This is a genomic window from Micromonospora lacuserhaii, assembly GCF_036902735.1.
In the GTDB taxonomy this organism is placed as follows: domain Bacteria; phylum Actinomycetota; class Actinomycetes; order Mycobacteriales; family Micromonosporaceae; genus Micromonospora.
On record NZ_JBAKHO010000038.1, the window covers coordinates 1 to 22,408 of the forward strand.

General features: G+C 73.5%; 16 protein-coding genes. 9 read left to right on the plus strand and 7 right to left on the minus strand.

Features of this window, described 5'->3' with window-relative positions; translation table 11 throughout:
- A partial coding sequence (locus tag V6U81_RS21100) for a hypothetical protein (RefSeq protein ID WP_334491591.1) occupies positions 1 to 328 on the minus strand: 328 nt, incomplete at its 3' end.
- The gene (locus V6U81_RS21105; protein WP_334491592.1) at positions 325 to 1,533 is read right to left on the minus strand and encodes an FxsB family cyclophane-forming radical SAM/SPASM peptide maturase; all 1,209 of its coding nucleotides are present in this window, start codon (positions 1,531 to 1,533) and stop codon (positions 325 to 327) included. The genes V6U81_RS21105 and V6U81_RS21100, both read right to left, overlap by 4 nt.
- A gap of 269 nt (positions 1,534 to 1,802) precedes the next feature.
- On the opposite strand from V6U81_RS21105, the gene fxsA reads away from it, so the two are divergent.
- The 4 genes from fxsA (at position 1,803) to V6U81_RS21125 (ending at position 8,178) form a co-directional block, all read left to right on the plus strand.
- Complete coding sequence (gene fxsA, locus V6U81_RS21110) at positions 1,803 to 1,985, plus strand: FxSxx-COOH cyclophane-containing RiPP peptide (RefSeq protein ID WP_334491593.1); 183 nt, start codon at positions 1,803 to 1,805, stop codon at positions 1,983 to 1,985.
- Positions 1,986 to 2,051: 66 nt separating this feature from the next.
- Positions 2,052 to 5,891, plus strand: a complete 3,840-nt coding sequence (gene fxsT, locus V6U81_RS21115) for an FxSxx-COOH system tetratricopeptide repeat protein (protein WP_334491594.1) — start codon at positions 2,052 to 2,054, stop codon at positions 5,889 to 5,891.
- Between the two features lie 12 nt (positions 5,892 to 5,903).
- Positions 5,904 to 6,914, plus strand: coding sequence for a hypothetical protein (locus V6U81_RS21120; RefSeq protein ID WP_334491595.1), 1,011 nt, complete (start codon positions 5,904 to 5,906; stop codon positions 6,912 to 6,914).
- Positions 6,915 to 7,008: 94 nt separating this feature from the next.
- Positions 7,009 to 8,178, plus strand: a complete 1,170-nt coding sequence (locus V6U81_RS21125; RefSeq protein WP_334491596.1) for a hypothetical protein — start codon at positions 7,009 to 7,011, stop codon at positions 8,176 to 8,178.
- Here the strand turns inward: V6U81_RS21125 and V6U81_RS21130 are convergent, their stop codons facing one another.
- On the minus strand, positions 8,179 to 10,335 hold the full coding sequence (locus V6U81_RS21130; protein WP_334491597.1) for an AAA family ATPase: 2,157 nt from the start codon (positions 10,333 to 10,335) through the stop codon (positions 8,179 to 8,181).
- A 323-nt stretch (positions 10,336 to 10,658) separates the two neighbouring features.
- Here V6U81_RS21130 and V6U81_RS21135 point away from each other — a divergent pair, with 323 nt between their 5' ends.
- A complete protein-coding gene (locus tag V6U81_RS21135) occupies positions 10,659 to 12,515 on the plus strand; it encodes a RyR domain-containing protein (RefSeq protein ID WP_334491598.1) in 1,857 nt (618 codons plus the stop codon).
- The gene (locus V6U81_RS21140; RefSeq protein ID WP_334491599.1) at positions 12,515 to 13,027 is read left to right on the plus strand and encodes a hypothetical protein; all 513 of its coding nucleotides are present in this window, start codon (positions 12,515 to 12,517) and stop codon (positions 13,025 to 13,027) included. The genes V6U81_RS21135 and V6U81_RS21140 overlap by 1 nt, the downstream gene beginning before the upstream one ends.
- Positions 13,028 to 13,068: 41 nt before the next feature.
- Here the strand turns inward: V6U81_RS21140 and V6U81_RS21145 are convergent, their stop codons facing one another.
- From V6U81_RS21145 to V6U81_RS21155, 3 genes are all read right to left on the minus strand, one after another.
- A complete protein-coding gene (locus V6U81_RS21145) occupies positions 13,069 to 13,410 on the minus strand; it encodes an MmcQ/YjbR family DNA-binding protein (protein WP_334491600.1) in 342 nt (113 codons plus the stop codon).
- Between the two features lie 91 nt (positions 13,411 to 13,501).
- The gene (locus tag V6U81_RS21150; protein ID WP_334491601.1) at positions 13,502 to 14,260 is read right to left on the minus strand and encodes a zinc metalloprotease; all 759 of its coding nucleotides are present in this window, start codon (positions 14,258 to 14,260) and stop codon (positions 13,502 to 13,504) included.
- 198 nt (positions 14,261 to 14,458) lie between these two features.
- Entirely contained in the window at positions 14,459 to 15,805 is a 1,347-nt protein-coding gene (locus V6U81_RS21155; RefSeq protein WP_334491602.1) for an MFS transporter, read from the minus strand.
- Between the two features lie 457 nt (positions 15,806 to 16,262).
- Here V6U81_RS21155 and V6U81_RS21160 point away from each other — a divergent pair, with 457 nt between their 5' ends.
- The 3 genes from V6U81_RS21160 to V6U81_RS21170 all read left to right on the plus strand — a co-directional run bounded on the left by V6U81_RS21160 (position 16,263) and on the right by V6U81_RS21170 (position 20,176).
- Positions 16,263 to 18,851, plus strand: a complete 2,589-nt coding sequence (locus tag V6U81_RS21160; protein ID WP_334491603.1) for a discoidin domain-containing protein — start codon at positions 16,263 to 16,265, stop codon at positions 18,849 to 18,851.
- Positions 18,852 to 19,052: 201 nt separating this feature from the next.
- The gene (locus V6U81_RS21165; protein WP_334491604.1) at positions 19,053 to 19,481 is read left to right on the plus strand and encodes a hypothetical protein; all 429 of its coding nucleotides are present in this window, start codon (positions 19,053 to 19,055) and stop codon (positions 19,479 to 19,481) included.
- Positions 19,478 to 20,176, plus strand: a complete 699-nt coding sequence (locus V6U81_RS21170) for a hypothetical protein (protein ID WP_334491605.1) — start codon at positions 19,478 to 19,480, stop codon at positions 20,174 to 20,176. The genes V6U81_RS21165 and V6U81_RS21170 overlap by 4 nt, the downstream gene beginning before the upstream one ends.
- 73 nt (positions 20,177 to 20,249) lie before the next feature.
- Here the strand turns inward: V6U81_RS21170 and V6U81_RS21175 are convergent, their stop codons facing one another.
- Positions 20,250 to 22,184: a glycosyl hydrolase family 28-related protein gene (locus V6U81_RS21175; protein ID WP_334491637.1), complete on the minus strand. Its 1,935-nt coding sequence runs from the start codon at positions 22,182 to 22,184 to the stop codon at positions 20,250 to 20,252.
- Positions 22,185 to 22,408: the final 224 nt, after the last annotated feature.

Consider the following 22,408-nt stretch of genomic DNA (forward strand, 5'->3'; position numbering starts at 1 on the left):
CCGCCGCGAGCAGGCCGGGGTACCCGGCCGGCCGACCGCCCCGGCGCAGCAGCGACGCGGTGCCGAAGGCCCACGCGGCGACCGGCGGATGACCCAGCGCCGCCGCCCGGTCCGCCGCGCGCAGCCGACCCAACGCCCGGTACGCCGCCTCGACCGCCGTCCGGTCCGGATGACCCACCTCGCCGGCGAGCAGCACCACGGCCCGCACCAGCAGCAGGTTCTTGCTGTGCTGGGCGGCCCGCAGCCGGTCGACGGCGTCCGGCCCGCCCCGGCCCGCGGCCAGCTCGTCGAGGACCGCGCGGGGCATCCGGTGCCCGGTCGGGATCACCGCACCGCTCCCCGCAGGGCGGCGACGTCCCGGCGCAGCGCGCGGCGGATGTGGCTGATCAGCCGGTACAGGTCGGCGCAGTAGACCGACGGGTTGTCGAAGCCGGCACCGGCGCGGTAGCGGTGCGTGTAGAGGCCGCCCCCGCAGATCCGGTGCAGGTCACAGGCCCGGCACTCGGCGGGCAACCCGGCCACCCCGGCCTGCTGGGCGCGGATCCCCGGCTGCGCCAGCGCGGCGTCGAAGGTGTCCCGGCCGACGTGCAGCCCGGTCCGCCCGGCGCCGGCGTGCGCGGCGCCGAGGGTGTCGTCCATCTCGATCGCGCCGTCGGTCTCCACCACCGCGACGGCGACCGGGCTGGTCCCCACCCCGGACAGCCGTGAGGCGCCCCCGAGCAGCAGCTGGATGATCTCGTCGAAGAGCCGGACCCGGGTGCGCTGGCCGGGGGTCGCGTACCACTCGTCGAAGACCGCGGTCAGCCAGCGCGCGTACGGAGCCTGCCGGGGGTCCGGTGGGCGGCCCGGGGGCGGGGCCGTCCAGGTGCCGTGCGGCAGGAGGAAGTCCACCGTCGGCGGGTCGTACGCCAGCAGGCTCCGGTAGGTGGTGGCCGGATCGTTGCGCAGGTCCACCGTGCAGAGCAGACCGTTGAACAGCCGCGGGTACGAGGCGGTCAGCCGGCGCAGCGCCGCCTGGACGCGGTCGTGGCTGCCCCGCCCGTCGGGACCGCGCCGGCGCCGGTCGTGGGCGGTCCGGTCCCCGTCGAGGCTGACGCTGACCCGCACGTCGAGGCGGTCGAACAGCCGCAGGAAGGTGTCGTCCAACCGGACCCCGTTGGTCTGCACCGTCACCCGCGCCACCGCCGGTGCGGCGCCGCTCCGGATCAGCGCGACGGCGCGTGCGACGCCCGCCGGGCCGGCCAGCAGCGGCTCCCCGCCGTGCAGGATGACGCCCACCCGGTCCAGGCCGTGCCGGCGGGCGTGCTCGCCGATCCGCTCCCCGGTGAGGGCCAGCACCCGTTCCGACATGGACCGGGGGCGGGAGCGCCAGCGCTGGTCCGCCATCGTGTACACGTAGCAGTGGTCGCAGGCCAGGTCACATCGACTGTGCAGCTTCACCACGAACTGTCTGAAGGGGACGGACCTGCCCGGCGGCGCGGGGCGGGCTGCGGTGCCGCCACAGGGCCACTGGCCGCCAACCGATCCGGGCATCAGACGCTCCGCCGTCCTGTCGGTCGCCGACACCGGCCACCTGCCGAGCAACGAGCATACATCGACAAATGCCGTTCAGTGGGGTGTGGACGGTCGCCGGACCGCCGCGCGGTGGGCCTGTCGTCCCTGCTCGTGCCGCCGTCCGGGTGGCCTCCCGGGGTGCGGCGCACGGTTATCATGATGACACTCAGCGGATCTGGCCACCGGTCGATGGCATGCCCGGCGGTAGGACGGACGGGCACGACGCGCAGACAGGCGGTGGTCGGGGGATGGACACCGGGAAGGACGACGTCCGATCGGATCTGATCGACCTGACCGAGCTCGACCTCGCCGAGCTCGACGCCCTTCCGAGCGCGGTCCTCGTCGCCGCGCTGCGCCGCCTGGAACGCCGCGGCTCCGCCCCCGGCGACCAGTACGCCGGCTTCGAGAGCGCCCTCGATGGCGACGACTGACCCCACGGGCGCCGCGGCCCGCACCCGCCGGCGACCCGCACCACCGCCCGGGCACCGGGGAGAGCCATGACCAGCAGCAGGGATGAGACACCCGGCGCGGCCACGATCGTCTCGTTCGTGGCGCCAGCCAACGGCACCGGGCGCAGCAGCGCCGTCGCCAACGTCGCGTGGATCCTCGCCGGCAACGGCAAGCGGGTGCTCGCCGTCGACTGGTGCGCCAAGACCCCCCGCGTCTACGACTACCTGCGCTCGTTCCAGGTGGACGCCGCCCCGGCCGCCCGGGTGCTTGGCGAGGAACTCGCCACCCTGCTGACCCCCGCACCGGACGCCCCGCCGGTGCGTCCCGCCGCGGTGATCGCGCCGGCGGCCCCCGAACAGGGCACCATCTACCGGTACGCGCTGCCCGGCTCCAGCGCCGGGTTCGCCATGGTCGGTCTCGGCGCCGACGCCCAGGGCCTGCCCCCGGGGGACGCCGCGCGGGTCCGACAGCTGCTCCAGCAGGCGGCCTACGACTACGTCCTGATCGACACCCCGGTGGACCTGACCCTGCCGGGCATCACCTACAGCGCGGTGCTCAGCGACGTCGCCGTGGTCTGCGTACCGCCCCGCCGGGCCGCCATGCAGCAGGCCGCCGGGCTCGCCGGGCAGCTGCAACTGCACGCGACCGGGGGCATCCGGGTGCTCGCCGCGCCGACCGTGCGGGACCTGTCCGAGCCGTGGCACGGCGAGACCCGCGACTCCGCGTGGCGGGCCTTCGCCACCCTGCTCGCCGAGCCGGCGACCGGTGCGCCGGCCACCGCGACGGTGGACATCGTCGAGCTGCCCGAGCAGGACTACGACACCTACGACGACGTGCTGGCCGTGCTCGCCGACGAGCCCGGCGACGAGACCACCCTGCTGGCGGCGTACGAGCGGGTGGCGGCGTGGATCAGCGAGGGCACGGTCGACCGGGCGGCGCCCGTGCCGAAGCGGATCCGCGAGCGCTACCGGCGGGGCGTACAGCTGGAGACGACGGAGCGCCCGGACGACATCTCCGTGGCGTACGAGTCGGCCGACCGGCCCTGGGCGGACTGGATCGCCGGGCAGCTCCGGCGGGCCGGGGTCCGGCCGCACCTACGGGTGGTACGGCCCGGCGTCGACCCGGCGTTCGACGCCGACGCGACCGTCCTGGCGGTGCTCTCGCCGGAGCTCGCCGCCGCGGCCGGAGCCGACCTCGCCGGCCTGCACCCCGGCGCCGCCCACCCGCCCGCGGAGGTGCTCGGGGTGCTGGTCGCCGGCGACCGGTGGCGGGAGCGGTTCGACCCGCAGCGGGTGATCGACCTGCGCGGCGCGGACGCCACCCGCGCGCAGTCGCTGCTGCTGAGCCAGCTCGGCCTCGTCGCGCCCGGCCAGCCGGCCGGCGACGTGCGCAGCGTCCCCCGCTTCCCGGCCGAGGCCGACCGGCGGCTGAGGTCGAACCTGCCGCCGCGCAACCCCTCCTTCGTCGGCCGGGACGACTACCTCGAACGGCTGCGAGACCACCTGGTCAACGACAGCCGGCCGGTCACCCTCACCGGTGGCGCCGGGGTCGGCAAGAGCGAGCTCGCCCGCGAGTTCGCCCACCGCTTCGCCTACGACTACGACGTGGTCTGGTGGATCCCGGCGCAGGACCGGGAAACCGTCCAGACCGGCCTCGGTGCGCTCGCCGAGGAGATCAAGGCGGTGGACAGCACCGGTGCCGCGGAAGCCGCCCTGGACGCGCTCTCCGCGCCCCGCGGCGCCTTCTCGCGGTGGCTGCTGATCTACGACAACGCCGACGACGCCGACGTCCTGACCGGGCTGCTGCCCCGGGCCGGCGCCGGGCACACCCTGATCACCTCCCGCGACGACGGCTCCTCGGGGCTGCCGTCCCCACTGGAGGTCGCGGCGTTCACCGGCGACGAGAGCGTCGCCATGCTGCGCCGGGTGCTCGGCATCAGCACCGAGGACGCCCGCTCGATCGCGGTCGCGCTGGAGCACCTCCCGCTGGCCCTGCGGCTGGCCACCGCCTGGATGCGGGAGAGCACCCGGCGGTTGGAGCGCGACGGCGTACCCAACCTGGAGGCGGTGGGCCGCTGCGTCGTCGAGCTGCTGACCCGGCTGGAGCGTCGCTCCGACGAGGACCCGGACGAGCGGATCCCCGGCTCGCACACGTCCAGCGTGGCGCGGGTGCTGGACATCACCCTCGGCACCCTGCGGCACACCGAGTTCGGTGAGCTCGCGACCAGGCTGGCCGAGCTCAGCGCGTTCCTCTCCCCGGAGGGCATCGGGCTGCCGCTGCTGCGGTCGACCGCCATGCTCACCCAGCTCGCCGCCGCGGCCGGCGTCGACGCCGAGGAGCTGCTGCTCAACGCCGGCGAGATCGACCTGGTGCTCGCCGTGGGCGCCCGCTTCGCGCTCTACGACGTCGACTGGGGGCAGGGTGCGTCGCTGCGGATGCACCGGGCCATCCAGGTCCTGCTGCGGGAGGGGATCGCCGCCCCGCAGCGGCACGAGCGGCACCGCCAGGTCCTGCACGGACTGGCCGGGTACGCCCCGACCGACCCGGAGGCCGACGACGTCCGCTACGCCGGCGTCTTCGACGAGCTGCAACGGCACCTCGTCCCCTCCGGGGCGCTGGACTCCGACGACCGGCGGGTCCGGCACTGGGTGGTCAAGCAGCTGCGCCACCTGTTCCTGCTCAGCGACAGCGACGTCTGGCAGTCGGCGCTGCGGCTGGCCGAGCAGGCCTGCCAGCGCTGGGAGGTGGCGGAGGAACTCGACCAGCTCGGCATGCGGCTCTTCGTCCAGACCGCCAACCTGCACCGGGCGCTCGGGCACTACCAGGAGGCGCTGCGCCTGGACGAGCGGGTCCTCGCCGAGCAGCGCCGCAGCTACGGCCTGCGGCACTTCCGTACCCTGATCGCCGGTCGGGGGCGCGGCGGCGACCTGCGCGGGCTGGGCCGCTTCGAGGACGCCCTGGTCGAGGACCAGGCCACCTTCAAGGGCTTCCGGGAGGTGGTCGGTGACGACCACCCGAACACCCGGATGGCGGTGAACAACCTCGCCATCTCCTTCCTGCTCACCGGGGACGCGCGGGAGGCGCTGCGGCTGGCCCGGCTGGAACGCGACCGCCGGATGGTGCTGTTCGGCCCGGAGGACCCGCGGACCTGGCGGGCGTCGTGCCAGGTCGGCAGCTTCGAGCGGGAGGCCGGCGAGTACGACCGGTCGCTGGCCACCCTGCGCGAGGCGCTGGCCCGGGTGCGTGAACTGCCGGGCGCGCCGGTCCTCGACGAGCTGCGGGTCAACCGCAGCCTCGCGGTCACCGAGCGCCGGCTGGGGCTGACCATCCCGGCCAAGAAGCGCAGCACCGAGACCTTCCGCGGCTACCGGGAGCACCTCGGTGAGGACCACCCGCTCACCCGGGCCAGCCTGCTCAGCCTCGCCGCGGACTACTACCGCGCCGGCGACGCCGGGATCGCCGTGAAGCACGCCATGCGCTGCCTGCGCGGTTACGAGCGGCAGCTGGAGAACGGCCACCCCTTCACCGCGGTCTGCTCGGTCAACCTCGGCCTGTTCCAGCGCGGCGCGGGCGAGCTCGACCAGGCCGTCCACAACGGTGAACGGGGGCTGCGCCTGCTGCGGGCCCGGCTCGGCGAGGTGCACCCGTGGACGCTGGCGGCCACCACCAGCCAGGCCGGTCACCTGGCCGCCCGGGGCGACCTGGACGACGCCCTTCCGATGCAGGAGGAGACGCACCGGGCGTGCCTGCGCTACCTCGGCCGGCGGCACCCCTGCACGGCGGAGGCCGCCGCCAACCTCGCCGCGCTCCGGGCGCTGCGCGACGGCGCCCCGGACGGCGTCGACCTGGCCTTGACCGACACCGACATCGATGTGCCGCAGAGCTGAGGGAGTGACGTGGTGACGGATCCCGAGCTGCTCGACGCCCTGGTCGAGGAATCGGCCGAGCAGGACGTCCCCGGTTTCCGGCGCAAGCGGGACCTCTGCCGGGAGCTGCTGCTCGGCGGGTTCGGCGTCTACCACGTCGCCCACTACACGACAGGGGTGCTCGACTTCGCGCTGGACCTGCTGGCCCACCCGTCGGCGCCCCCTCCGGCGGACGACGCCGACCTGGCGCAGCGCCGCGACGTGTACCGCCGGGTGGGCGCCCAGCTGGTGTACCGCACCGGCGAGCTGAACCGGCGGCTGTGGGAGTTGCAGAGCGGGGCGCTGATCCGCACGGTCGCCCAGACCCGGTCGGGGCTGGTCTTCTGCAACTCGGTGGTCGCCAACGAGCACGTGGTGGGCTTCGGGGCCGTACCGGACGCCGGCGCGGACGCGGTCGCCGACCCGGCCCGGGTGGGCACGATCGACCGGGCGGCCTCGCACCTCGCGACCGACCTGCGGCGGCTGCTGCGGCAGCGGTCGCAGAACCCGGGGGGTTGGCTCACCGACCTGGACGCGTCGCCGACGTCCGGTCCGCCGCCGATCGAGGACGTGGACCTCCCCACCCGGGTGACCGGCCGGCCGGCGCCCGACGGGCTCCTCGAGGGGGCGCTGCGCTCGGCCGGGCTGCACTACCTCAGCCACCACCGGGCGGGGGAGCAGGTGGCGTCGGTCGACATCCTGGAGCACCCCGAGCTGGCCGCGTTCTTCAACCGAGGGATCACCGTCGAGGAGCGCCGGTCGCGCTACCAGCGCCTCGCCGGGGACCTGTCCCTGCTGGCATTGCAGGTCGGTCGGGACCTGCGCCGGGCGGTCGTCGGCGACATCTCCCGGCTGGTCCTCGACGTGGAGATGGGTGCGGTCTTCTACTACCGGCTCTCCCCGGACGACCACCTCTTCGGCGTCACGCTCGACCAGGAGGCGGTGGCGGCGGCCGATCACGCTCTGTGGAGAGTGGCGGCGCGCCTCGCCGAGCAGCCGGTCTGATTCGCGCGGATCATTCGCGCGGTTCGCGATGGAGGGGGGTTTCCCTGCGACGGTATCCTCTCCTCGGATCAACCAGGATCTACGCGTCGGTTGGGTGGCCGTGACCGTACTGGCAAGATCAGCGGCCGTGGTCGCCGCCGCCCTCGCCGGCCTGCTGGTGGCCGGGGTCGGCCACGTCGAGGGGCTGGAACAGGCCCCCGCCTACCTGCTGCTCGCCTCGCTCCTGCTGGCGGTCGGGCTCGTCGGCAGCACCCGGGACATCAGCCTCACCGACGTCCGCGCCCACCTGCGGACCGTCCTGCTGGCCGTCACGATCGGGGTGGTCGCCAAGGCGGCGCTCGTCGCCGCGGTCATGGTCCTGATCTTCCGCGACCCGGCACTGCTGGTCCTCGGCGTGGCGGTGGCCCAGATCGACCCGCTCGCGGTGGCCGCGATGAGCCGCCCCGACCGTACCTCCGCCCGGGCCCGGTCGATCCTGTCCATCTGGGCGTCGTTCGACGACCCGGTGACCGTCCTGCTCACCGTCTACGTCTCCGCCTTCGCCCTCGACCTGCGCGGCGACGGCGGCGGCGCGCTCTCCGGAGCGCTCAGCGACCGCCCGCTCGATCTGCTCCTCGACCTGCTCGCCAACCTGGCCCTCGCGGCGGTCGCCTGGTTGGTGTGGCGGCTGCTGCGCGCCGCCGGCCGGCGCGCCGACGGCGCCCGTCCGGCCCTCAACTGGCTCGCCGTCGCACTGCTGGTCGGCCTCGTCCTCTTCGCCGCCTGGCAGTTCCTCATGCTCGGCCTGGCCATCGCCGGGCTCTTCTTCCGGCCCCGCCTCGGCCCGGTCGTCGGCCGGTCCACCCGGGCCGCCTACCTGATCGCCGCGTTCCTGCTCGGGCTGCTGCTCGTCGACGGCGTCGACGTGCTCACCGGCGTGGTGCTCGGGCTGGCCGCCGTGGCCGCCCAACTGCTGGTCTCCGTACCGATCACCCGGGGCCTGCCCCGCGCCGACCGGCTCTACCTGGCCTGGGGGCAGCAGAACGGCGTCACCGCGGTGATCCTCGCTCTCGTCCTGGAGCAGGACTTCCCCGGCACGGTGGGGGTGGTGGCCACCGCGATCGTGGTGATCAACGCGATCCACGCCGTGGCCACCGCGCTGCTCGACCGGCGCCGGCCACCCAGCGAACCACCGCCGGTCGCGCCCCGCCCGGACGCGGACCCGTCGGGGCCGCCCCGGATGCGGGAGGTCCCGCCGGCGAGGACGCTGGAACCCGAGCGGTAGTCACCGCCCGGCCAGGATCAGCTGACGCACCCGGCCGCCCAGCCCGTCGAAGACCGCACGCGCCTCGGACCAGGTACGCGACCGCTCGGCCGGCTCGGCCCCGTCGTCGCCCCCGTCGTCGACGGTCAAGCCGCCCAGGGTGTCCAGCTGGAACAGCGGCAGGAACTCGGCGATCCCGTCGTACGTCTCGCAGAGCCGGTCCAGCCGTTCCAGGTCGGTGGGCTGGGGATCCGCGCGGTGGTTGTCGTACCACTGCTCGACCCCGTCCCGGAACGCCTCGATCAACCGGCGGAGCAGCACCGACGTGCCCACCGCGCGCTGCACGTCCCGGGAGCGCAGCAGCGACCGCAGCGGAGTCGCGCCGTCGGCGAGCGGGCCGGCCCCGGCCCGTCGGGGGGCGAAGGCGTCCCGCAGCCGCCGTTCGAAGCCGGTGAGCTGGTCCAGCGCCTGGATCGCCTCGACGAAGAGCCGGGCCACCCGCCCCGGCAGCGGGGACGCCGACCCGGCCCGGCGGCGGTCCGGTACGGCCCCGAGCCGACCGGCCGGTTCCTGGCGCAGCGCGCCGCGGATCTCGTCGAGCTGGTACGACAGCTGTTCGATGGAGCGTTGGGTGTTGCTCTGCTGCCGGTGGATCCGCTCGACCCGCTGCCGCACCGAGGTCAGCGCGTCGGCGCCCAGCGCCTCCTCGAGCCGCCGCATCGCGGCCTTCACGCTGCCCGAGAGGTCCTCGGCGAACGACTGCGGGTCGTGCACGATCGGCTCCACGCCGAACGTGACGGACAGTTCCGCGGCGAAGTCGGCCGGGAGGTGGCCGACGACGACCAGGATGACCTCGCTGTCCGGCACCGCCGCCCGGATCGAGACGACCCGGCGGTTCAGCTCGTCGACCTCCTCGGATTTCAGCACCGACTCGGTCAGCAGCACGCAACAGCCGGCGCCCTGCTCCTCCAGCGGTATCCAGTAGTCCACCGGCAGGTCACGCATCGACCCGACCAGATGGTCCCGCTGGTACGACCAGCCGTCCTGGGTGAGCACCCGTCGGACGTCGGCGGCCACGTCCTGCCTGCTGGCCAGGTCGAACTGGACCCGGACCACCTCGCGCACCATCACGTGGGTGACCGGCGTGCCGGCCTGCGCGGCCCGCTGGAAGAGGTGGTAGCAGAGCCGGACCACCCGCCGGGGCACCCCGTCGGCCAGGTTCGTCAGGTATTCGGTGGTCTCCACCGTGAACGGGGCGAGCCGCGCCTCGCCGGACGCCCGCAGCTGGGTCTGCCGGATGAACGCGCGGACGTCCTCGCCGGTGAGCGCGGACATCCGCACGATCGGCCCGATCCGCTGGCGCACGTCGGGGCCGAGCAGGTGCAGCATGTCGGGCAGGCCGGCGATCACCAGCAGGGCGCCGGCCGAGGTGAAGACGCCCAGCAGCCGGGTGAAGCGGGCCATCGTCTCCGGCGCCGGTCGGCCGGCGGCGGCGAGGATCTTGTCGAGCTCGTCGAGGACCAGCACGAAGCGTTCGTGTCGGCGCCCGTACAGCAGGGCGAGGACCCCCATCGCCTCGACCGCGGTCGCCTCGACGTCTCCGTTGGCGGTGACCCCGGCGGCGGTCAGCGCCGGCCCCGGCGGATGGCCGGTCAACCAGTCCCAGCCCGCCGCCTCGGTGGCCGGATCGAGCAGCATCGCCAGGGCGGTGCCGAAGGCCGGGTCGGTGGTGACCTCGGCCAGCTCCTCGGACAACCGGCGGGCCAGCAGGTCGGTGGATTCGACCGGCCCGCTGCCAGCCGGTTCCATCCGGTAGCGCTCCACCAGGTCGCGGACCGCCGTCCGGGTCAACCGGGCCAGGAACCGTCGGTGCAGCGAGAGGAAGGTGTCGCCCGGCGCGTCCAGGTAGATCGCCTGCCCGCGGCCACCGGTGACCCGGTGGGCGTGGGCCAGCAGCTCGCCGGCGAGGTGGGTCTTGCCGGTGCCGTAGTCACCGACCACCGCGACCACCGCGCCGTCCCCGGTCCGCAGGTAGTCGTCGAGGTGGCTGGTCGCGTCGCGGATGGCGGCGGTGACGACGGTGGTCGCGTCGGTGCCCTGCCCGCTCATCCGGGCCACGGCCGTCGGTGAGAAGGGATTGGCCGGGCGTGCCGCCGGGGGACCTTCGAGTGCGTCCATCTCCCTGATCCTCCGGTAGCTCCGGCCTGGGTGCCAGGCGTCCCCGGAGCGGGCGCCGGCTCCGCTCGTCCGCCACCTCCGGGCCGTCTTTGAATCGTAGCCGTCGGCGGCCACCGGCGTGGACCACAACGGAGCCGCCGGATGCCCCGTTCACCTGGGAAAAGAGCCGATCAGCCGGGGTGCCGCTGGTCCGGTCGGATCGACTGCGTCAAATACGATCCAACGGGGGGCGCGCTGGGCGGTTCCGGCGCGGGGGGTGGGCACCGGCACGCGAGGGCGGTGACACTGGTGCGGCGGTGCTCCGCCGACGAGGGAGGTGGTCGATGACCGGTCCGGCACCCGGGGCGTACCGCCCCGGCGGGCGGCTGCTGCGGGTGGTGTTCGCGGTGATCGGACTGGCCGCGCTGGTGCTCGGCTTCATCGGCTTCGAGCGACTGACGAGGGTCCGTCCCGAGACCGGCCACGACCTGTACGACGTGCTCTACTTCGACCTCCAGCTCTTCGTGTTCGGCGCCGAACCCCTGCAGAACCCCGGCCCGTACCCGTGGCAGTTGCAGCTGGCCCGGTTCATCGCGCCGCTGTTCACCCTGCTCGCGGTGGCCGAGGCGAGCCGGCTGCTGCTGGCCGCGGAGATCCGCCGGCTGCGCGCCCGGCGGGCCCGGGACCACGCCGTGGTCTGCGGCGACTCCCAGTTCGCCCACCTGCTCGCCGACCGGCTCTTCGCCGAGGGCACCCGGGTGGTCCTGGTCCGCGCCGCGCCGATCGGCCCGTTGGAGTACCGGCGGCGCCGCTACCTCGGTGTCAGCGGCGACCCGACCAGCGCCGAGGTGCTCCGCGGCGCCGGCCTGCCCCGCGCCCACACCGTGTACGCCTGCACCGACGACGACGACCGCAACCACGCGATCGCCAACGCCGCGAGCCGGCTGATCCAGGACCGGCGCCAACCGGCCCGCGTCTACGTGCAGGTCCACGACCCGGAGTTGTGCCTGTCCCTGCAGGCCCGGCGGCTGGGTGCGGCCGGATCCAGCCGGCTGCGACTGGACTACTTCCACGTCGACGAGGTCGCCGCCCGGGCCCTGCACCGGCACCACCCGTTGCCGTCGCCGTCCGGACGGCCCACCCGGGTGCTCATCGCGGGCGGCGGGAGCTTCCGTCGGGCCGCGCTGGTGGAGAGCGCCCGGCACTGGCGGCTGCGGCAGGCCGCGGCGGCGCCCGGCCGCCCGGTGCCACCGTTGCAGGTGGACCTGGTGGCCCCGGACGCCGGCACCGAACTCGCCCTCGCGGCCGCCCGGCACCCGTTCGTGCGTACCGCCTGCCAGGTGCGGGCCCACGACCTGGACTTCGACGCGCTGGTCGCTTCGTCGATGCTGGGCCGCGGCTACGACCGGATCTACGTCTGCGCGCCCGACGAACGCACCGGGCTCCAGTTGGCGCTGGACACGCCCGCCCTCTGGCAGGGGGCCGGCAGCGCCGTCTTCGTGCCGGTGTACCGGCAGGCGGCGCTCGCCGCCGCCTTTCACGGCGATCGTCGACACGACCTGCTCGACGAGGTGCACGGCCGGCTCCAGCTCTATCCGGTGCTGACCCGCGCCTGCGACGCCCGGCTGATCGCGGAGGACCTCACCGAACGGCTGGCCCGGCAGATCCACGAGCAGTACCTGCGCTCGCGCCTGCGCGCCGGGGCGCGTCCCGGCGACGCGCCGGCCATGGTGGACTGGGCGCGGCTGCCCGAGTCGTTGCGCCGGGCCAACCGCGCCCACGTCCAGGACATCGCCGCCAAGCTGCTGAGTCTCGGCTGCGTGGTGGCGCCCCGGCACGGCTTCGCCGGCGAGGCGGCCGCCGGCCGGGCGATCGACGACCGGGTCGACGAGCTGGCCCGCCGGGAGCACGAACGGTGGTGCCGGGAGCGCCAGGGGGAGGGCTGGGTGTACGGCGACCCGCGCGACGACGCCCGCCGGCGGCATCCCGCGCTGCGGCCCTGGGACGAGTTGACCCCCGACGTCCAGGAGAAGAACCGGGACGAGATCCGGGCGCTGCCGCAGGTGCTGTCGGACGCCGGGTTCGAGATGATCCTGCTGGCCCCCGACGCCGCCGACCCCGGCCGGCCGCCCCGTCAGCCCGACGGTTCGAGCGACTCCCCGCGCGCGTCGGACGAGGCCACGGGGAAGAGAATCCCCTGATGGCGTTGGATCTTCCACCGGTCCGGGTGGGCATCACCGGGCACACCAACCTGACCCCCGCCACCGAGCGGCTCGTCTTCGACGCGCTCCGGGTCGAGCTGCGGCGGATCAGCGACCGGCCGGTGCGGGGCGTGACCTGCCTGGCCGGTGGCGCCGACCAGATCTTCGCCCGGGCCGTGCTGGCCACCGGCGGCGCGTACGAGGTGATCCTGCCGGCCCCCGACTACCGCGAGCTGGCGGTCGCTCCGGCCGGCCGGGCCGCCTTCGACGAACTGCTCGACCGGGCGGCGGAGGTGGTGCACACCGGGCACCGACACGCGGGCACGGCGGCCTACGTGACCGCCAACCGGGAGCTGCTGCGCCGGGTGGACCGACTGGTGGCGGTCTGGGACGGGGAGACCGGCTGCCATGCCGCGGCGACCGACCGGACCGTGGGTCTCGCACGGCAGCTCCACATCCCGACCACCGTGCTCTGGCCGCCGGGGGCGCGACGGACGACGACCACCGGCTGAGCCGGCGGACGCCCTCCGGGAGCCTGTGCGGGGAGCGCCGGTCAGTCGCCCAGCCGCTGCCGGGCGAGGAACTTCGGCACGACCATGCGCCACGCCTCGGTCACCAGCTCGGTCATCTGTTCCTGGTCGAGCCGCTCGGTGTGGCAGCACACCCAGTGAAAGCGCAGGTCGGAAGTGCGCGGCAGGAAGAACAGCTCGGGCTCGGCGGCGATCAGGCCGTCGCGCTGTTCCTTCGGGTAGCCGAAGCCCATTGTCCGCTCGTCCCGGGAGAACGCCACGTAGACGATCGCGCCGACCCGGAACTTCACCCGGTCGTGGATGAGGTGTTCGCTGCTGCGGGGCAGCGTCCGGGCCAGCGCCCGGACGTCGGCGACGGTGACCATGCCCGCACCGTACCGCCGCCCTCCGACGATCCTCCGCAGGCGCCGCGGCCCCTCGGCGGTGCGCCGAGGGGCCGCGGTGAGGCCGTACGCGTCAGGCCCAGTACACGTGGGTGATGACCGCGGTGCCGCCGGCGAAGTGCCGGACGTAGGTGGACTGCCGCTCGGCGCGGGAGCCGCTGACCAGGGTGCCCCACGACTCGGGCGAGTTGCCCACCGACGGCGCGACGGCGGGGGAGGAGCCGACGGTGCTGGTCGAGTCGAGGTGCGAGTAGATGGTCACCAGCTGGTCGTAGTCGTGCTGGTTGGGGTGCTGGTTGGTGCTCGGGTCGTTGGTGTAGTCCATGCAGGTGCCGAGGTTGGCGTTGTTGAAGTTCTCGTCCTGGTGGTCGAGGCCGAAGGTGTGGCCGACCTCCTGGCAGGTGACGAGGTTGCGCCAGGCCGCAGTGTTGTACTGGGCGGTGTTGAAGTAGGTGTCGTTCAGCTTCACCGTGCCCTGGGTGATGTGGGTGCCGCCGGTGACGGAGATCGACGCGATGCCGAGCCAGCCGTTGTTGCCGTAGGTCGAGTTGCAGACCTCGACCCGGCCGGTCGTGCCGCGGCAGTTCTTCGGGTTGCTCTGGCCGGCGACCACCCTGGTGTCCAGCACCGTGGACTTGCTCCAGTCGGTCGACGCACCGTTCAGCGAGGAGTCCCACTGGGAGCTGACGTTGTCACCGAGTTGGAGGGTGAACGGGTTGGCGGTGCGGGCCCAGTGGTAGCCGCCCCAGCTGTGGTTGGCCTGGGCGGACGAGGGGAACATGAGCAGGGCGAGACTCGCGGCGGCGGCGCCGGCCAGCAGTTTCGTGCGCATTGCAGCTCCTCCGAGATGCCGTGGGGATGGGTACGGCAGTGACCCGGGTCACTTCATACGCCCGTCGATGGACCGGCTGGCGGTCGCGGAGGCAACCTTTCACCCGCTGCAAATATGGACGACCGTCGAGTTGTCGGGAGCGGTCCCGAACGCTCCGTGTAGGGCGTCACCCTGCGGTTCTGCGCCGTTCCGGCCCGGTCAGCGGTCGGCGGCGCTCCACGCCCCGGCCGGCACGGCGATGTCGTCGCCGGCGGTACGGGCCCACCGGCCGGCGACCATGGCGTAGCCGGCGGCGAGCGCCGCGAAGCCGGCCGCCGCGCCGGTCAGCAGCAGCGGCGACCGCCCGTCCACCGGTACGACCAGGGACGCCGCCGCCATGCCCAGCACGTACGCGAGGTTGAACGCCGTGTCGTTGACGGCGAACACCCGCCCCCGGAACGCGTCGGCGCACTCGTGCTGCACCATCGTGTCCACCACGATCTTGATGCCGTGACCGGCGACGTTGACCACCAGCACGACCACCACCAGCAGCAGCGGGGCGAACGGCAACCCGAACACGGGCAGCGCCACCGCCACCGCCGCGAGCAGCCCGGTGACCCACCGCCAGCCACCGATTCGCCGGGTCACCGAGGGCGTCACGACCGCGGCGATCAGGACCCCGATTGCGCCCGCGCCGAAGACCAGCCCCAACTGCGTCGGCGCCCCCTCCAGGTCGTGGCCGGCGAAGCGGTTGCGGTAGAGCAGCAGCGTCGCCAGGGCGAGTGCCCCGAACAACAGCCGGAACCCCGTCTGGGCGGCCATCGCGTACGCGGCGCCGCGTGCCCGGGCCAGGTGCCGCACGCCGTCGGCCATGCCACGGACCACCGCCGCCGCCTCCCCGGCGATGCCCGGCCGGTGCGGCAGGGCCTGGTCGGGCCCGAGTTCGTAGCGGGCGAAGGAGAACCGGGCCAGCGCGGCGGCGGCCAGGTAGCCGACCGGGGCGAGCAGGGCGATGGCGGCGTAGCCGGTGTTCCCGGCCGGGAAGACGGTCTGGAGCAGCAGCAGGGCGCACCCCAGGCCCAGCGAGTACGCCACGGAACCGGCGGTGCCGCCGACGGCGTTGGCGGTGACCAGCCGCGCGTCGGTCACCACGTGCGGGGTCGCCGCCGACAGCCCCGACAGCAGCAGCCGTCCCAACCCGATCACCACCAGGGTGGCGACGAAGAAGAGCGGCCCCTCGGAGCCGAGGAAGGTCAGTGCGGCGATCGGCAGTGCGACGCCCGCCCGGATCAGGTTGGTCAGCTCGGCCACCGTCCGGCGGCTCCACCGGTCCAGCAGGACCCCGGCGAACGGCCCCACCAGCGAGTACGGCAGGACCAGCACCGCGGCGGCCAGGGCGATCGCGGTCGGGGTCGCCTGCCGGTCCGGGTTGAACAGCACGCTGCCGGCCAGTGCGGCCTGGAACACCCCGTCGGTGAACTGGCCGCTCAGGCGCAGGGCGAGCAGCCGGCGGAACGCCGGCACGGCGAGGATGGCACGGAGGTCGTGCGTGCGGCGGGCAGCCATGATCCACCAAGCCTACGCGGTGCGCGGCCGGTGCCTCACCGCGTCCGCCGGCTGTCCCCCGGTCGGCCGGCCAGGTGCCGTAGACCTGGAACACCCAGGGGGAATAGCCGTAGCGGGTGGCCGCTGGGTGCCGGACACGCGCACTACTTCCAGACGGCGGTGTCCAGCCCGGTGGTGGCCGGGCCGCCGAAGTCGTCGCTCCGCGTCTCCTGGGGTGGGGTGCGGTGGCGGCAGTCGCACGGCCATCGATGCCTTGCGCTTCGCTGGAGGGCGGATAGACACTGCTCATGACACTAATTCTGAGCTTTTCATAAGACGCGAAATAAGGCGCTGCCGAGTCCACTGGCCATTGACACCGCCCACTGCGCCGGGAAACCTCCACCCCGAACCCGGGCTCGCCGCAACACCGCTGAAACCCGTCCGCAATTCCGGCTCCCCAACCACCAGGGAGAGGTCCATGTCACCCGTCCCACGGAAGGCGACTCCACGCCGACGCCCGGCCGCGCGACTGCTCGCCGCGGCGGTCACCGCCCTGCTCGGCGCCGCCGCGCTGGTCGGCCCGCCGGCCCCGGCCCGCGCCGCCGGCACGCTGCTGTCCCAGGGCAGACCGACCACCGCCTCGTCGGTGGAGAACGCCGGCACCCCCGCCACCAACGCCACCGACGGCAGCGCCACCACCCGCTGGTCCAGCGCCTTCAGCGACCCCCAGTGGCTCCAGGTCGACCTCGGCGCCACCGCCACCATCTCCCAGGTCACCCTCAACTGGGAGGCGGCCTACGCCCGGGCGTACCAGATCCAGACCTCGACCGACGGCGCCACCTGGACCACCGTCTACAGCACCACCAGCGGTGACGGCGGCACCGACGACCTGACGGTGGCCGGCTCCGGCCGGTACGTGCGGCTGTACGGCACCGCCCGGGCCACCGCCTACGGCTACTCCCTCTGGGAGTTCCAGGTCTACGGCACCAGCGGCGGCGGCACCGGTTGCGACACCGCCACCAACGCCGCCCAGGGACGGCCCGCCACCGCCTCCTCCACCGAGAACGCCGGCACCCCGGCCGGCGCCGCCGTCGACGGCAGCCTCACCACCCGGTGGTCCAGCGCCGCCGCCGACCCGCAGTGGCTCCAGGTCGACCTCGGCGCCAGCCGGACCATCTGTCGGGTCACCCTCAACTGGGAGGCCGCCTACGCCCGGGCGTACCAGATCCAGACCTCCGCCGACGGCGCCACCTGGACCACGGTCTACTCGACCACCGGCGGCGACGGCGGCACCGACGCTCTCACCGTCACCGGCGCCGGCCGCTACGTCCGGATGTACGGCACCGCCCGCGCCACCGGCTGGGGCTACTCGCTCTGGGAGTTCGCGATCAACACCACCGGCGGTGGGTCGATCCCCGGCGGCGGGTCGCTCGGCCCGAACGTCATCACCTTCGACCCCTCGATGTCCAGCGCCACCATCCAGAACCAGCTCGACACGGCCTTCCGCAGCCAGGAGGCCAACCAGTTCGGCACCCAGCGCTACGCCCTGATGTTCAAGCCCGGGGACTACTCCGGCATCAACGCGCAGGTCGGCTTCTACACCTCGATCATGGGCCTCGGTCGGAACCCGGACGACGTGCGCATCCACGGCGACATCACGGTCGACGCCGGCTGGTTCAACGGCAACGCCACCCAGAACTTCTGGCGCTCGGCGTCCAACATGCAGGTCTTCCCGTCCGCCGGCTTCACCCGCTGGGCCGTCTCCCAGGCCGCGCCGTTCCGCCGGATGGACATCCAGGGCGACCTCAACCTGGCGCCCGCCGGGTACGGCTGGGCCAGCGGCGGCTACATCGCCGACAGTCGGGTCACCGGCGTCGTCCAGCCCTACTCGCAGCAGCAGTGGTACACCCGGGACAGCAACGTCGGCGGCTACCTCAACGCCGTCTGGAACATGGTCAACTCCGGCGTCGTCGGGGCGCCCGCCACCAGCTTCCCCAACCCGGCCTACACCACCCTCGGCCAGACCCCGGTCAGCCGGGACGCGCCGTACCTCTACCTCGACTCCGCCGGGGCCTACCAGGTCTTCGTGCCGTCGACCCGGACGAACGCCTCGGGCGCGTCCTGGCTGGGCGGATCCACGCCCGGCACCTCGATCCCACTGAGCCAGTTCTACGTCGCCCACCCGGGGGACTCCACCGCCACCATCAACGCGGCCCTCGCCCAGGACCTGAACCTGCTCTTCACCCCCGGCGTCTACAACGTCACCGAGCCGATCACCGTCAGCCGGGCGAACACCGTGGTCCTCGGCATCGGCTTCCCCACGCTCATCCCGCAGAACGGCGTCACCGCGATGACCGTCGCCGACGTCGACGGCGTACGCCTCGCCGGGCTGCTCTTCGACGCCGGGCCGATCAACTCGCCGGTGCTGCTCCGGGTCGGGCCCGCCGGCGGTGGGGTCAGCCACGCCGCCAACCCGACCTCCATCCAGGACGTCTTCTTCCGGATCGGCGGCGCCGGCCCCGGCAAGGCCACCACCAGCCTGATCGTCAACTCCAACGACGCGCTGATCGACCACATCTGGGCCTGGCGCGCCGACCACGGCAGCGGCGTCGGCTGGACCGTCAACACCGCCGACACCGGCCTGATCGTCAACGGCAACAACGTCACCGCGCTCGGCCTCTTCGTCGAGCACTACCAGAAGACCGAGGTGATCTGGAACGGCAGCAACGGCCGGACGATCTTCTTCCAGAACGAACTGCCGTACGACCCGCCGAACGCGGCCGCCTGGATGAACGGCTCACGGGTCGGCTACGCCGCGTTCAAGGTCGCCGACACCGTCACCTCGTTCGAAGGGTGGGGGATGGGCAGCTACTGCTACTTCAACGTGGACCCGACGATCGCCGCGTACCACGGCTTCGAGGCGCCCACCGCCGCGGGCGTGCGCTTCCACGACCTGCTCACCGTCTCCCTCGGCGGCAACGGCTCGATCACCCACGTCATCAACGACACCGGCGCGACCGCGCAGGGCACCAGCACCGTTCCGGTGAACCTGGTCAGCTACCCCTGACGGGACCCCTGGACGCCGTGCCGTTCGACCTCGCCGATCGGGTCGGACGGCACGGCCCTGTCCGGCGACGAACACGGGCAGCGGTCGTGGGACAGCCCAGGGGGACAGTCCCGGCTGTCAACCTGCCGTCATGTCGATCCCAGCGCGCACAGCACGTGATAGGAAGCGACCATAGCGGCTGTTCCGGCTGGGGGTGATGGCGTGGAGCCCGGGATATCGGCCCTCGCGGCGGCGGTCGTGCCGTACGTCTCGGCGGCGGTCGGCGCGTACGGCGCGGGTGTGCTCACCCGGCCCGAGGACGCGGCGACCGACGCCGTGGGCATCGGTGCCCGGCTGCTCCGGCGGCTGCTGAGGAACGACGAGAGTGCCCCGACGGTCTCCGCCGCCGTCGTCGACCTCGCCGACGACCCGGCCGACGAGGATCGCCTGGCGGCGTTGCGCCTCCAGATCCGCAAGGCGCTGGCCGCCGACCCGTCCCTGGTGGCTGACGTGGCGGGCATCGTGGCGGCGGCACGGGCTCCGGTGGTGGTGTCCGGTGAGCGCACCGTCGGCACGCAGGCGATCACCGGCGACTTCAACGTCTTCCTGGGCAACGTCCACTCCGGCTATCCCGGGCGTGGTCGGCCGTGACCGCCGGCTGGGGTTACGTTGCCAGCTTCGTCCTGGGCGGCCTCGTCGCACTCGCGGAGATCGTCTCCCGGTACCGGGACAAGCCGTTCTCGGCGATCCGTGCGCCCGGCGCCTTCTTCTACGTGGCCCTCAACGGGGCCGCGAGCCTGTCCGCCCTGTGGCTGTCGCGGACATTCGGCATCACCTTCGGCGCGAGCGGCAACGCGCTGCTGGTGACGCAGGTTCTGGTCGCGAGCTTCGGCGCGGTCGCCTTCTTTCGGACGAGCCTGTTCGTCACGCGCATCGGCGACGCGGACGTCGGCATCGGCCCGAGCTCCATCCTGGCGACCCTGCTCAGTGCCGCCGACCGGTCGGTGGACCGGCGCCGGGCCACCGTGCGTTCGCAGGAGGTCGCCGAGCTCATGGCGCGGGTCTCCTTCGACAAGGCGCACATCGCCCTGCCCACGCTCTGCCTCGCGCTGCTGCAGAACGTGTCACCGGAGGAGCAGGAGAACCTCGCCGGCGCGGTCAACGCGCTGAAGGCGGTCAACATGAGCGACCGGCAGCGCAGCCTCGCGCTGGGTCTGCGACTGATGAACCTCGCCGGCCCGGACGTGCTCAAGGCGGCGATCGCCGCCCTGGGGGACGAGGTGGCGGCCACCGCCCCCGCGCCGATCGGCTCGCAGCTGGTCGCCGGCGCTCCCGTCCCCGGCTGACGGCCGCCGCCGACCGTTTTCGGGCCGGCCGGCGACGATCTCCGTCAGGTGCCGCGGACGGGCGGGCGCCCGCTCACCAGGCCGACGGTGGCGGCGGGGGGACGACCGGCGGCCGGTCGTCGCAGGTGATGGTGTTCGGCAGCTGCCACCCGGCGAGCCACCCGCCGTCGTTGCCCCCGAGATCCGTCAGGGCGAACTCCGAGCCGGCGGGGGTGAAGTTGAACGACCCGCAGTTGTTGACACCGACCGCGCCCACGTGGCGCGCGTCCACGTTCGCGAACGAGGCCGAGCCCGCCGAGCGGGCGCTCACGACGGACGTTCCCGTGCCGTCGACCCGGATGTCGCGGAAGTGGACGTTCGTGATCGCGTAGCGGTCCTTCACCGGCCAGTCGCTGACCAGCATGATCGCGTTGTAGGTGTTGTCGAGGTAGTGGTCGCCGGCCACCTCGATGTCGGCGTCGATGGTCCCGTCCAGGGCGTAGAACCAGATGGCGCCGAGGCCGATCTTCCAGTTGAGCTCGTAGGTGCCGGCGCGGACGGTGGTGTTCTCCGTGATCCGCAGCCGTCCGGTGAACGGCTCGGCGCCGAACCGGGAGCCGACCTGGATGGCGCTGCCCTCCCGGACGGGGTCGGCGACGAGGTTGTGCGACACGGTGTTGTCCGTGCCGCCGTAGATGGCGATGCCGTTGGCGAGGACCGGTGACTGCACGGTGTTGTGGTCGACGGTGTTGCGGGCGTTGGCCGTCTTCTCCGACCACATCGCCAGCCCGTCGTCGCCGGTGTTGCGCACGACGTTGTTCCGCACGATCGAGTCGGTGACGCCGGTGTGGAAGTTGAGCCCGTCGGCGATCTGGTCGACGATCACGTTGTTGGTGACCCGCAACCCGGTCATCGGCCCGTCGAACCACATTCCCACCTTGGTGTGGTGCAGGTAGAGCCCGTCCACGGTGGAGCGGTTCAGCGCGCCGCCGATGCCGTTGACCTGGTCGGTGTCGATCCGCTCGCGGACGTCACCCTCGATCGCGAAGCCGGACAGGTGGACGTCGTGGCTGCCGCCCGCCGCCGCGTCCCGGCCGTAGAAGCCGACGCCGGTGTGCACCGAGCCGTCCGGGGCGGGGGAGTCCAACGCCACCTCCCGGCCCTTGACGATCGTCCACCAGTTGCCGGCGCCCTCGATCGTCACGTCGTCGACCACGATGTGCCGATTGACCTGGTATGTGCCCGGCGGCAGGTACACCGTCAGGTGGGTGCGCCGGGCGAACGAGATCGCCCGGTCGAACGCGTCGGCCGAGTCGCGCCGGCCGGTGGGGTCGGCGCCGAACGCCAGCACGTTCGCCGCGACCGGTACGACGTGCGGCGGCCCGACCAGCTGGGAGTCGAGCAGGTCGATGACGGTCCACGCGGCGGCGCTGCCGACGGGTGCGGTGAGGCGGACGGTGTCGCCGGCGCGGTAGGTCCGGCCGAGCAGCAGGCGCTGCTCGTCGTAGAAGTGGTGCGGGCGGAAGGGCGTGTCGATCGCCGGGGCGGGTGTGGTGTCCGCCGGGACGCAGGAGCACTCGGTGATCCACCAGTTCGGGTGCAGCAGGCCCTGCCGGGGGTCGTTCGAGAACGGGTACTGGTTGTAGAGCCAGGCGTACGCCGAGGTGAGCGTCATGGTGCGGGCGCGGCCGTGGTTCATCGAGACGTGCAGCGGCGCGGTGATCCCGCCGCCGGTGGCCGAGTCCGGGATGCTGTAGCGGACGGTGATCGCGTTTGCCGCCTCGGGCAGGGTGAACTCGACGTACTGGCCGGGGGTCAGCCGGACCGCCCGGCGCCCGGAGGCCTCGGACGCCAGGGTGTAGGCGGTGCGGTCCGGGCCGATCACCGCCCCGGTCGTGGCGGCGTGTTCCGCCTCCTGTTCGGCGAAGCTGACGTCGGCGCCCCTGCCGGCGACGAGCGTCGGGTCGAGGGCGGCCCGGGTGACCACCGGGGTCGCCCCGGCGGGCGGGGACGCCTCCGCGCGGGCCATGGTGGGTACGCCGATCGTGACGGCGGTCGCCACCGCTGCTGCCGCTACGCGGCTGGCGAGCCGACGTGGCGTTCGGGAGGATGGGTGCGGAGTTTCTCTGGTGCTTCGAGACATCGACCGGTCCGTTCCCTCGAGGTGTCCGACGTCGGGCGGCGACGCCGGGGGCGCCTGCGGGGCGGCCGGAGCGGCGGCGCGGTGCGCGGAAGCGGCGTGAGCCTGGTGCC

Bases quoted from the DNA above. Each gene is read 5' to 3' on its own strand.
- V6U81_RS21130 (WP_334491597.1), bottom strand. From the start codon at position 10,335: ATGGACGCACTCGAAGGTCCCCCGGCGGCACGCCCGGCCAATCCCTTC.
- V6U81_RS21135 (WP_334491598.1), top strand. From the start codon at position 10,659: ATGACCGGTCCGGCACCCGGGGCGTACCGCCCCGGCGGGCGGCTGCTG.
- V6U81_RS21160 (WP_334491603.1), top strand. From the start codon at position 16,263: ATGTCACCCGTCCCACGGAAGGCGACTCCACGCCGACGCCCGGCCGCG.
- fxsA (WP_334491593.1), top strand. From the start codon at position 1,803: ATGGACACCGGGAAGGACGACGTCCGATCGGATCTGATCGACCTGACC.
- V6U81_RS21175 (WP_334491637.1), bottom strand. From the start codon at position 22,184: ATGGCCCGCGCGGAGGCGTCCCCGCCCGCCGGGGCGACCCCGGTGGTC.
- V6U81_RS21155 (WP_334491602.1), bottom strand. From the start codon at position 15,805: ATGGCTGCCCGCCGCACGCACGACCTCCGTGCCATCCTCGCCGTGCCG.
- V6U81_RS21105 (WP_334491592.1), bottom strand. From the start codon at position 1,533: ATGCCCGGATCGGTTGGCGGCCAGTGGCCCTGTGGCGGCACCGCAGCC.
- V6U81_RS21150 (WP_334491601.1), bottom strand. From the start codon at position 14,260: ATGCGCACGAAACTGCTGGCCGGCGCCGCCGCCGCGAGTCTCGCCCTG.
- V6U81_RS21145 (WP_334491600.1), bottom strand. From the start codon at position 13,410: ATGGTCACCGTCGCCGACGTCCGGGCGCTGGCCCGGACGCTGCCCCGC.
- V6U81_RS21140 (WP_334491599.1), top strand. From the start codon at position 12,515: ATGGCGTTGGATCTTCCACCGGTCCGGGTGGGCATCACCGGGCACACC.
- fxsT (WP_334491594.1), top strand. From the start codon at position 2,052: ATGACCAGCAGCAGGGATGAGACACCCGGCGCGGCCACGATCGTCTCG.